This window comes from Hydrogenophaga sp., assembly GCF_030158645.1.
In the GTDB taxonomy this organism is placed as follows: Bacteria; Pseudomonadota; Gammaproteobacteria; order Burkholderiales; family Burkholderiaceae_C; genus Hydrogenophaga.
Window position 1 is genome coordinate 1 of sequence record NZ_JAOASO010000091.1, and the last position, 9517, is coordinate 9517.

Consider the following 9517-nt stretch of genomic DNA (forward strand, 5'->3'; position numbering starts at 1 on the left):
CGCATGCCGTCGATGGTCTGCATGCCGGTGCTCATGATGATGGGCTTGCCGAAGCTGGCGATGTGGCGGATCAGCGGCACGTGGTTGCACTCGCCCGAGCCGATCTTGAACGCGGACACGCCGATGTCGTTGAGAAAGTCGGCAGCGGCGCGCGAGAACGGCGTGGAGATGTAGATCATGCCGAGCGACTCGGCGTAGGTCTTGAGAGAAATCTCGTCGTCCTTGGACAGCGCGCATTCCTCCATCACGTCCCAGATGGATTTGTCGGCGTTGGGCGGGAAGATCTGTTTGGCTTCGTCGGTCATTTCGTCGTCGACGAAATGCGTCTGGTGTTTGACCATCTCACAGCCGGCCCGGTGAGCAGCGAGCACCATGCCTTTGGCCACGTCGAGGCTGCCGCCGTGGTTGATGCCGATTTCGGCCACGACCAGCGGCGGGTGGGCGGGGGAGATGTCGCGGTGGGCGATTTTCATGAAAGCCTCTTGCCGGGTGGCGTCAGGGAATTACAGGGAGCCGGCGTAGAACGCCTGGATTTTCGAGCGCATGAAGCCGAGCGTCTTTTCGCTCCAGATCAGCTTGCGGGATTTTTCGTCAACGATCACATCGCCCTCTTTGAGCGACAGCAATTTCTCGGGCTTGATCATCAGGCCGTTGAGGGTCACGGCGACCAGGCCTTTGCGGCGGTTGCGCACCCAGGGCAGCGCGGCCTTTATGTACAGCCAGAAGCCCCAATAGAACATGAACTCGCCGGGGAACTTGACCGCAAACGAGTTGGGAATGCGCACCATGTGCTCCTGGGCCACCCAACTGATGAAACGTTCGTCGGCCGCCATCGGGCGAAATTCCAGCTTGGGATGTTGGTCCAGCAAGGCCTTGAAGCGTTCGGCGATGAAATGGCATTCGGCCGGGTGGTAAATCACGAACGACGAGTTGCCGCGCGCGTAGCGGCGGCGGTTGGTCCAGCGGTAGAGCGAGCGACCGATCCAGCCAAACGGGATGATGGCGCTTTGCAAAATGGCCACGGTCTTGCGGTTCTGCATCAGTTCCAGCCCGGTGCCCAGGTCACCGAGCACGATGGTGTCCAGATCCACGTAAATCGCGGGCAGGTCGGTGGGCACGATGCCTTGTTCGAACATCACCAGCTTGGCCTGGCAGCCCGAGGTCTTGAGCCGGTCTTGCAGCCAGAATTCGGGAAACCGCACCAGCTCGATGCGGTCCGCCAGGTCGGGGCGATCGCGGTCCGAAATCAGGATGAACCTCGGCTGCGACCTGGTCTTGTTGGCGATGCTGCGCGCCAGGTTGTTGATGAGCGCGGTCGAATACTTGGTACCCCAGCAGACCATCACGCACTGCCAGGTGGGCGCGGTGTAGAGGTCCATGTGGTCGGTGCTCACCTCACTGGCCATGCGCGGCCTCCAGCGCGGCTTCGCAGCGTTCAAAGTCGTCCAGCGAATCAATGTCGAGGCTGCGCTCGGCCGGCATTTCCACCACGCCGATGCGCTCGGACACAAAACTGCCGCTGGCCACAAAACGGTCGGCGTTCAGCACGTACAGCGCACCGTTGGGCCGCACCACCGGGGGCAGGCTCTGGCGGTTGGCAAAGCAGTGGGCCGGGTCCGAGAGCGGCTGGAAGCGGTTGCCGCGCAGCGTGCCCCACTTGAGCACACCCCGGTCGGCGCTGGTGACCGACATGACAAGTTCGAAGTAGCCCCCGGCGAACACGGCCAGCGCGGCTTCGATGTCGCGACTCTGGCGCAGGGGCGATGTGGCCTGCAGCAACACCGCGGTGCCGTGGCAGTCGGCGGTGTGCAGCGCGTGTTGCAGCACGGGGGCCATGGGCACGGTGTCGCCCGCGAGCTCGGCGGGACGCTCCACCAGCGTCACCTGGGTTGGCAGTTCGGCCCACAGCACCTCGGGAATGTCGGTCGTGATCACCACGCGCTGGGCGCCAGCTTGCAGCGCCTGGTCCACCGCGTGGCGGTACAGCGGTTTGCCCGCCAGAAGACGGATGTTTTTCGAGGGCAGGCCCTTGGATCCGGCGCGCAGCGGAATGACTGCGGTCCAGGCCGGCGTGGGAAGGGGCATCGGAGGTGTTCCTGTGTGGGGCGCCGGGCCACTGGATGAGGGCCTGACCAAGGGCGTAACTATACTGAATGGCCTTCGTCCGGAGCCCCAGGTGCGACGCGCAGGCACCCCCGCCCGACCCGCACCGTATCCATCGATGGCTTCTCCCACTTCCACACGCACCGCGTCCCGCCCTTTTCCGCCCAACTGGCGGCTGTCCGTGCTGATTGGCGTGTACGAGATGCTGTGGTACCTGCTGCTGCCGGTGTTCCTGCTGTTTTTGTGGAAACGGGGCCAGCGCGAGCCGCTCTACCGGGCCCATTGGGCCGAACGCTTCGGCGCTGCACCCACCGAGCTGGACCGCCCGGTGTGGGTGCATTCCGCCTCCATGGGTGAGATGCGCGGCGCCGCGCCGCTGGTGCGTGCCTTGCTCGCGGCGGGTTACCCGGTTTTCATCACCACCCTCACCCCGGCCGGACGCACCGCCGCCCACGCGCTGTTTGCCGAAGCTGTTGCGGCGAAGCGCCTGAGGGTGAGCTACGTGCCGCTGGAGCTGGGCTGGGCCGTGCGCCGCCTGATCCGCCGGGTGCGTCCGCGCGCAGCGGTCATGACCGAGATCGACACCTGGCCGGTGCTGCTGGCCACCATCCGCCGCCAGGGGGTACCGCTGGCCATGGCCAACGCCCAGTACCCCAAGAAAAGCATCGTGCGAGACCGCCAATGGGGCGGCTTTCGCGCCGGCATCTTCCAGGCTTACGAGCTGGTGCTGTGCAAATCGGAAACACACGCCCAACGCTTTCGCGACGTGGGTTGTGAACGGGTGGTGATCGCGGGCGAAACCCGCTTTGATCTGCCGGTGTCACCGCAGCAGATCGCTGCCGCGCTGGCCCTGCTCGCACCCTGGCAACTCGCCACCGCAGCACCCGGACGCAGACCGGTGCTGTGTTTCGCCAGCGCCATCGTGGGCGAAGACGAACAGTTCATCGACGCCATTCGCCAGGTGCAGGCGGGCCTGCAGGCGGCGGGCCTGCCGCCACCACTGGTGGTGTACGTGCCGCGCAGCCCGCAGCGGTTTGATGCGGTGGTGCAGCTGTTCGAAGCGGCAGGCCTGCGCGTGGCGCGCCGCAGCCGCATGCTCGATGCCGCACTGCAGCCCACCCCCGATGCGCCCGACATGAGCGGCATCGACGTGCTGATGGGCGACTCGCTGGGCGAGATGTATTTTTACCTCGCGCTCTCGCAGGTGGTGGTGGTCGGTGCCTCGTTCGTGCCGCTGGGCGCGCACAACGTGATCGAGCCGCTGGCTTTGAAGAAACCGGTGATGGTGGGTCCCAGCATCTGGGGCATCGAGTACCCCGGCGTGGAGGCGCTGGCCGCCGGTGTCCTGCAGCAGCACCTGACGATCGCCAGCCTCTCGGCCGCCCTGCTGCAGCTGCTCACCTCACCCACCGACTACGCCCGCGCCATCGACGGCGCAGAGGCGTTCTACGCGGAACACGGCGGCGCCACCGCCAAACACATGGCCACGCTCGTGCCCTGGCTGGAAGCCCGATGACCCGCATCCGCCAGCCCTGGGCACTGCGGGCCTACCTGGTGGTGGCCCGCTGGCTCGCACCGGTGTGGCGCAAGGGCTTGCAGCGACGCCTGTTGCGCGGCAAGGAGACGCCGCGCAGCGTGCGGCAGAAGCTGGGCAGCGAATACGCCGACCGCCCCGCCGGCACGCTGGTCTGGGGACATGCGGTGGGCGTGGGTGAGTCGATGGCGCTGGCGGGTCTGTTTGCGCGGCTCGCCGAGCGGCGCCCCGACTGCAGTTTCCTCATCACCACCACCGCGCGCACCTCGGGCGACGCGCTGCGCCGCACCGGCCTGCCTGCGCGCTGCCAACACCAGTTCGCGCCGGTGGACACCCCCGAGGCCGTCTCGCGCTTCCTCGACCATTGGCAACCATCGCTTGCACTGTGGTGCGAGATGGACCTGTGGCCCGCGCTGATCGCCGAGACCGACGCGCGCGGAATCCCGCGCGCACTGGTCAACGCACGGCTGTCACCCGAGTCGCTGGCCAAACGCCGCTGGGGCCGCTGGCTGTACCAGGCGCTGTTGCCCGGCTTTCGCGACCTGTTTGCGCAGAACGAAGCCACGGCCGAGGCGCTGGTGGTGCTGGGAGCACCGCGCGGAATCATCACCGTGAGCGGAACGATCAAGGCACTGGTGCCGCCGCTCGCGTGTGATGCGGACGATCTGGACACGTGGCAGCAAACCCTGGCAGAGCGGCCGGTGTGGTTGCTGGCCTCCAGTCATCCCGGTGAAGAAGACCTGGCGCTGGCGGCCCACGCCCGGCTTCGCACACAACGGCCCGACGCGCTGTTGATCATCGCGCCACGGGCACCCGCACGAGGGCTTGAAGTGGTCGCGCTGGCGTCGGCCGCAGGCCTGCAGGACATCCCGTTGCGCAGCGCGGGCGCCCACCTGGCGACCGAAGCCCCGGTCTACATCGCCGACACCATCGGCGAGATGGGCCTGTGGTACCGGCTCGCGCCGGTGGCACTGGTGGGCGGCTCGTTCGCCAGCGTGGGGGGCCACAACCCGCACGAACCCTTGGCGCTGGGTTGTGCCGTGCTGCACGGGCCCAACGTGTGGAACTTCACCGAGAGCTACGAACGGCTGGACAGCCTGCGCCAGGCGCGGTTGGTGAACAGTGAAACCGATGTGACCCGCGAAGTGACCGCGGTGTGGAGCGCCAACAGCCCGGTGCACACCACCGCCCTGGTGGACGAACAGGCCGAAGCGGTGATCGAGCGCGTGCAGGCGATGCTGCCCCGCTGAAGCGGTTCAGTGGGCGCTGGCGCCCACCACGGCGTCGGGCTTGGCGCTCTTGAGCAAAGCCAGCATCACCGCTTCGATGCGGTGCAATGCCTCGGTGGTCTGGCCCTCAAAGCGCAGCACCAGCACCGGCGTGGTGTTGGACGCGCGGATCAAACCAAAACCATCGGGCCAGTCGACGCGCACACCGTCGATGGTGGACAGCTTGGCCGGTGCGTCGAACTTCGCCATGGAGACCAGCTTGGCCACCACCGCATGCGGTTCGCCTTCGGCGCAGGCCACGTTGAGTTCGGGTGTGCTGAAGCTGGTGGGCAAGGCATTGAGCACGTCACTGGCGTTCGGGCTGCGGCTCACGATCTCGAGCAGGCGCGCGCCGGCGTAGGTGCCATCGTCAAAGCCGTACCAGCGCTCCTTGAAGAAGATGTGGCCGCTCATTTCGCCACCCAGCGGGCTGTTCAGCTCCTTCATGCGGGCCTTGATCAGCGAGTGGCCGGTCTTGTAGATGTGGGCCACGCCGCCGGCGGCTTCAATGGCCGGGGCCAGGCGTTGCGAGCACTTCACGTCGAACACGATGTCGCCACCGGGCACGCGCGAGAGCACATCCTGCGAGAACAAGATCATCTGGCGGTCGGGGTAGATGTTGTTGCCCTCTTTGGTGACGATGCCGAGGCGGTCGCCGTCGCCGTCGAAAGCCAGGCCGAGTTCGGCGTCGGTTTCGCGCAGCGCGCGCATCACATCCTGCAGGTTCTCGGGCTTGCTCGGGTCGGGGTGGTGGTTGGGGAAGTTGCCGTCCACCTCGCTGAAGAGTTCAACCACCTCGCAACCCAGCGCGCGGAAAATCGCGGGCGCCGACGCACCGGCCACGCCGTTGCCGCAGTCCACCACGATCTTCATGGGGCGCGAGAGTTGGATGTCGCCGACGATGCGCGCCTGGTAGGCCGCCTGCACGTTGATCAGGCGCACACGCCCACCGTCGGCGCGTGTGTGCGATTCGGCTTCCATGGTCTTGCGCAGCGCCTGGATGTCGTCGCCGTAGATCGCGCGCCCGGCCAGCACCATCTTGAAACCGTTGTAGTCCTTGGGGTTGTGGCTGCCCGTGACCTGGATGCCGCTGGTGCACAGCGTGGCGGCGGCGAAGTAGAGCATGGGCGTGGTCGCCAGACCGATGTCGATCACGTCGACACCGGCGGCCACCAGACCACGGATCAGCGCGGCCGACAAGGCCGGCCCGCTCAGGCGACCGTCCCGGCCGACAGCCACGCTCTTCTCACCCAGCTTCATGGCCTGCGTGCCGAAAGCCAGACCCAAGGCTTCGGCCACCTCTTCGTTGAGCGCGGTGGGCGTCACGCCGCGGATGTCGTAGGCCTTGAAGATCGAGGGGGTGACTTGCATGGGGGGGTGTCCTGGGTTCGGGGAGGTTGGGTCATTGTAGGAGTCGACCTTGCATCCCACCGAGGCACATGTCCGGAAACGGCCAGCCGGGTTCGTCCGAACGGCCTACCATCGCGGCCATGAACCGCTCCAACCGCATCGACGACGACGCCTGCTACCGCGCGCTGTGCTCGCACGACGCGCGTTTCGACGGGCAGTTCTTCACCGCCGTCACCTCCACCGGCATCTATTGCCGGCCGGTCTGCCGCGTGCGCACACCGCGGCGCGAGAACTGCCGCTTCTTCGCGCACGCGGCGCAAGCGGAACACGCCGGATTTCGCCCCTGCCTGCGCTGCCGGCCCGAGCTGGCACCGATGGACCGCCACTGGTCCACCGAAGACGCCTCGGCCATCCTGCTGCAGCAGGCCACGCTGTGGCTGGACGACCCGCAGCACTGGTTGGGTGCCGACGGCAACATGGGCGAGCGGCTGGCCGCGCGCCTCGGCGTGAGCGACCGGCACTTGCGCCGCGTGTTTGAAGACCGGCTAGGTGTCTCGCCGCTGCAGTACCTGCTCACGCGCAAGCTGCTCACAGCCAAACAACTGCTCGCCGACACCGACCTGCCGATCACCCAGATTGCCGGAGCCAGCGGCTTTGCCAGCGTGCGGCGCTTCAACGCCGCCTTTCTCGACCACTACCGCCTGAACCCGACCCAGCTGCGCCGTCAGACCACCAGCCGCGACACCGACGAGGGCACCGCGGTGCGACTGGGCTACCGGCCGCCCTATGACGTGACGGCCACACTGGCGTTCTTCCGGCAGCGCCTGATCGAAGGTGTGGCCTTCGTCGATGACAGGCAACGCCTCGGGCTAACCTTGCGCATGACCATCGGTGAGCGCAGCCTCCGCGGCTGGCTGCTGGCCGAGTTCGACGAGGCACGTTGTCAACTGGTGCTGCGCGTAAGCGACGACTTGCGCGAGGTGCTGCCGCAGTTGATCCACCGCGTGCGCGCCGCGCTCGACCTGGACGCCGATCCGGGTGCGATCAACGCGGTGCTGCATGGTGCGTTTCCGGCGGGTGACGGCCTGCGCGTGCCGGGTGCGCTGGACGGCTTCGAGCTCGCGGTGCGCGCGGTGCTCGGCCAGCAAATCACGGTGGCCGCCGCGCGCACGCTCGCGCAACGACTGGTGAACCGCTTCGGCGAGCCCATCGACACGCCCTTGGCCGCACTCACCCAACTCTTTCCCGCACCCGAGGTGCTGGCGCGGGCCGACGGCGATGCGCTCGGCGAACTGGGCATCGTCAAGCAGCGACAGGCCGCCATCGTGGCGCTGGCCAGAGGTGTGGCGGAACAAGGCCTTGTGCTCAACGGCAGCGCCGACGTGCCGGCCACCCTCACCGCGCTCAAGGCCATGCCCGGCATCGGCGACTGGACCGCGCAGTACATCGCCATGCGTGCGCTGCGCTGGCCCGACGCTTTTCCCGCGGGCGACGTGGCTTTGCACAAGGCCATGGGCTTGCAGGACGCCAAAAACCCGGCGCGCGAAGCCGAGGCCGCGTCACGGGCCTGGAAACCCTGGCGCAGCTACGCCGTGGTCCGGGCCTGGTCGGCCGGGCGCGTCACACAACCAACAGGAGCCCGCGCATGAAACACGATCCCCTCACCGTCTTCACCGCCTGGCAAAGCCCGCTGGGCGCCATGACCCTGGCGGCCACAACGCGTGGACTGTGTGGCGTCTGGTTCGACGGCCAGCGCCACGGGCCCGACGCATCGGCCTGGCGCTGCGACGCCACGCACCCCGTGCTGCAAGCGGCCATCGTGCAACTCGGCCAGTATTTCGCCGGGCAACGCACGTCTTTCGACTTGCCGCTGGACCTGCACGCCGGCACCCCGTTTCAGCAACAGGTGTGGGAGGCGCTGTTGCGCATCCCCCCGGGCGCCACGACCAGCTACGGCCACCTGAGTGCCTCGATCGGCAAACCCGCCGCCGTGCGCGCCCTCGGCGCGGCGGTCGGCCGCAACCCGGTCAGCATCGTCGTGCCCTGTCACCGCGTGATCGGCGCCGACGGCTCGCTCACCGGCTATGCCGGCGGGCTGGAACGCAAGACCGCGTTGCTCTCGCTGGAAGGCGCGGCGTTGTCACCTTCGCCGCACCATTGACCCGTTCACGGCATCAATCGCGCCCCATTCGGCATCAATGGCACCCCTGGGCAGCCACACTGCCCCTGCATACTTTCACGCCATGAACCCCACGCTCGCCCTGGAATTTGTCTTGCTCGCCGCCCTCTGGGGTTCGTCGTTTCTCTTCATGCGACTGGGTGTCTCCGAGTTCGGCATCGTGCCCACCGCCGGCCTGCGGGTGGTGCTGGCCGCGCTGTTTCTGTTGCCCGTGTTTCTGGTCAAAGGCGTCTGGGCCGACTTTCGCGCGCGCGCCAAAGCCATCCTGTTGGTTGGTCTGCTCAACTCGGGCATCCCGTTCATGCTGTTTGCGTTCGCGGTGATGCACATCTCCACGGGCCTGACCTCCATCCTCAACGCTACTGTGCCGCTCTCGGGTGCGCTGGTCGCCTGGCTCTGGCTCAAGGACCGTCCGGGTGGCTCGCGCATGCTGGGTCTGGCCATCGGGTTTGCCGGGGTCACGCTGCTGGTCATCGGCAAATCGGGCTTCAGCGCCACCGGTGCGGCCGGCACAGGCTCCACCAGCATCACGCTGCTGGCCATGGGGGCCTGTCTGCTGGCCACGCTGTGCTACGGCGTGGCCGCCAGCTTCACCAAGCGCCACCTGACCGGTGCCCACCCCCTGGCCACGGCCACTGGCAGCCAGATCGGCGCCGCACTCGGATTGGCGGTGCCCATGGCGTTGTTCTGGCCCACCGAACCCGTGAGCATCACCGCCTGGGCTGCCGTGGCCGCGGTCGCGCTGCTGTGCACGTCCATCGCCTACATCCTGTTCTTCCACATCATCGAACAGGCCGGCCCGAGCAAGGCGCTCACGGTCACCTTCCTCGTGCCGGTGTTCGCGCTGGGCTATGGCGCGCTGTTCCTGAACGAAACCATCACGCCGTGGATGGTGGGATGCGGCCTGGTGATCATCTGCGGCACCGCCTTGTCGACCGGTCTCGTGAGGGTGCGCTGGCTCGAGAGAGCCACGTGACCGGAGCACAGACGAAAAAAATCACCGGGGTCTTGCGACCGCGGTGACTTGATTCTTGACTGGCGGAGTGGACGGGGCTCGAACCCGCGACCCCCGGCGTGACAGGC

The 9517-nt window shown here is 67.3% G+C and carries 9 protein-coding genes; 5 read left to right on the plus strand and 4 right to left on the minus strand.

The genetic code is table 11. From position 1 onward, the window contains the following. From Q1W68_RS10260 to Q1W68_RS10270, 3 genes are all read right to left on the minus strand, one after another. Positions 1–473: N-acetylneuraminate synthase family protein (locus Q1W68_RS10260; RefSeq protein ID WP_300716508.1), on the minus strand; the 473-nt coding region annotated here is incomplete at its 3' end. Positions 474–503: 30 nt separating this feature from the next. Then, positions 504–1406 (minus strand): hypothetical protein, encoded by a 903-nt coding sequence (locus tag Q1W68_RS10265; RefSeq protein WP_300716510.1) that lies wholly within the window; start codon positions 1404–1406, stop codon positions 504–506. Continuing rightward, positions 1396–2085: an acylneuraminate cytidylyltransferase family protein gene (locus Q1W68_RS10270; RefSeq protein WP_300716512.1), complete on the minus strand. Its 690-nt coding sequence runs from the start codon at positions 2083–2085 to the stop codon at positions 1396–1398. Before Q1W68_RS10270 ends, Q1W68_RS10265 begins: the two co-directional genes overlap by 11 nt. 136 nt (positions 2086–2221) lie before the next feature. On the opposite strand from Q1W68_RS10270, the gene Q1W68_RS10275 reads away from it, so the two are divergent. After that, positions 2222–3619, plus strand: a complete 1398-nt coding sequence (locus Q1W68_RS10275) for a glycosyltransferase N-terminal domain-containing protein (RefSeq protein WP_300653272.1) — start codon at positions 2222–2224, stop codon at positions 3617–3619. Further along, positions 3616–4887, plus strand: coding sequence for a glycosyltransferase N-terminal domain-containing protein (locus Q1W68_RS10280; protein ID WP_300653274.1), 1272 nt, complete (start codon positions 3616–3618; stop codon positions 4885–4887). Before Q1W68_RS10275 ends, Q1W68_RS10280 begins: the two co-directional genes overlap by 4 nt. Before the next feature lie 6 nt (positions 4888–4893). On the opposite strand, the gene Q1W68_RS10285 is transcribed toward Q1W68_RS10280, so the two are convergent. Next, positions 4894–6276, minus strand: a complete 1383-nt coding sequence (locus Q1W68_RS10285; protein ID WP_300716514.1) for a phosphomannomutase/phosphoglucomutase — start codon at positions 6274–6276, stop codon at positions 4894–4896. 119 nt (positions 6277–6395) lie between these two features. Between Q1W68_RS10285 and Q1W68_RS10290 the strand changes: the two genes are divergently transcribed. The 3 genes from Q1W68_RS10290 (at position 6396) to Q1W68_RS10300 (ending at position 9410) form a co-directional block, all read left to right on the plus strand. Next, positions 6396–7904: an Ada metal-binding domain-containing protein gene (locus tag Q1W68_RS10290; protein WP_300653279.1), complete on the plus strand. Its 1509-nt coding sequence runs from the start codon at positions 6396–6398 to the stop codon at positions 7902–7904. After that, positions 7901–8416, plus strand: a complete 516-nt coding sequence (locus tag Q1W68_RS10295; RefSeq protein WP_300653281.1) for a methylated-DNA--[protein]-cysteine S-methyltransferase — start codon at positions 7901–7903, stop codon at positions 8414–8416. The genes Q1W68_RS10290 and Q1W68_RS10295 overlap by 4 nt, the downstream gene beginning before the upstream one ends. A gap of 82 nt (positions 8417–8498) precedes the next feature. Further along, positions 8499–9410 carry a DMT family transporter gene (locus tag Q1W68_RS10300; RefSeq protein WP_300653283.1) on the plus strand — a complete coding sequence of 304 codons (912 nt, stop codon included), beginning with the start codon at positions 8499–8501 and terminating at the stop codon, positions 9408–9410. Positions 9411–9517: the final 107 nt, after the last annotated feature.

What these genes read in the sequence shown, in the direction of transcription:
- Q1W68_RS10265 (WP_300716510.1), bottom strand. Translation starts at nt 1,406, where the DNA reads ATGGCCAGTGAGGTGAGCACCGACCACATGGACCTCTACACCGCGCCC.
- Q1W68_RS10270 (WP_300716512.1), bottom strand. Translation starts at nt 2,085, where the DNA reads ATGCCCCTTCCCACGCCGGCCTGGACCGCAGTCATTCCGCTGCGCGCC.
- Q1W68_RS10275 (WP_300653272.1), top strand. Translation starts at nt 2,222, where the DNA reads ATGGCTTCTCCCACTTCCACACGCACCGCGTCCCGCCCTTTTCCGCCC.
- Q1W68_RS10280 (WP_300653274.1), top strand. Translation starts at nt 3,616, where the DNA reads ATGACCCGCATCCGCCAGCCCTGGGCACTGCGGGCCTACCTGGTGGTG.
- Q1W68_RS10285 (WP_300716514.1), bottom strand. Translation starts at nt 6,276, where the DNA reads ATGCAAGTCACCCCCTCGATCTTCAAGGCCTACGACATCCGCGGCGTG.
- Q1W68_RS10290 (WP_300653279.1), top strand. Translation starts at nt 6,396, where the DNA reads ATGAACCGCTCCAACCGCATCGACGACGACGCCTGCTACCGCGCGCTG.
- Q1W68_RS10295 (WP_300653281.1), top strand. Translation starts at nt 7,901, where the DNA reads ATGAAACACGATCCCCTCACCGTCTTCACCGCCTGGCAAAGCCCGCTG.
- Q1W68_RS10300 (WP_300653283.1), top strand. Translation starts at nt 8,499, where the DNA reads ATGAACCCCACGCTCGCCCTGGAATTTGTCTTGCTCGCCGCCCTCTGG.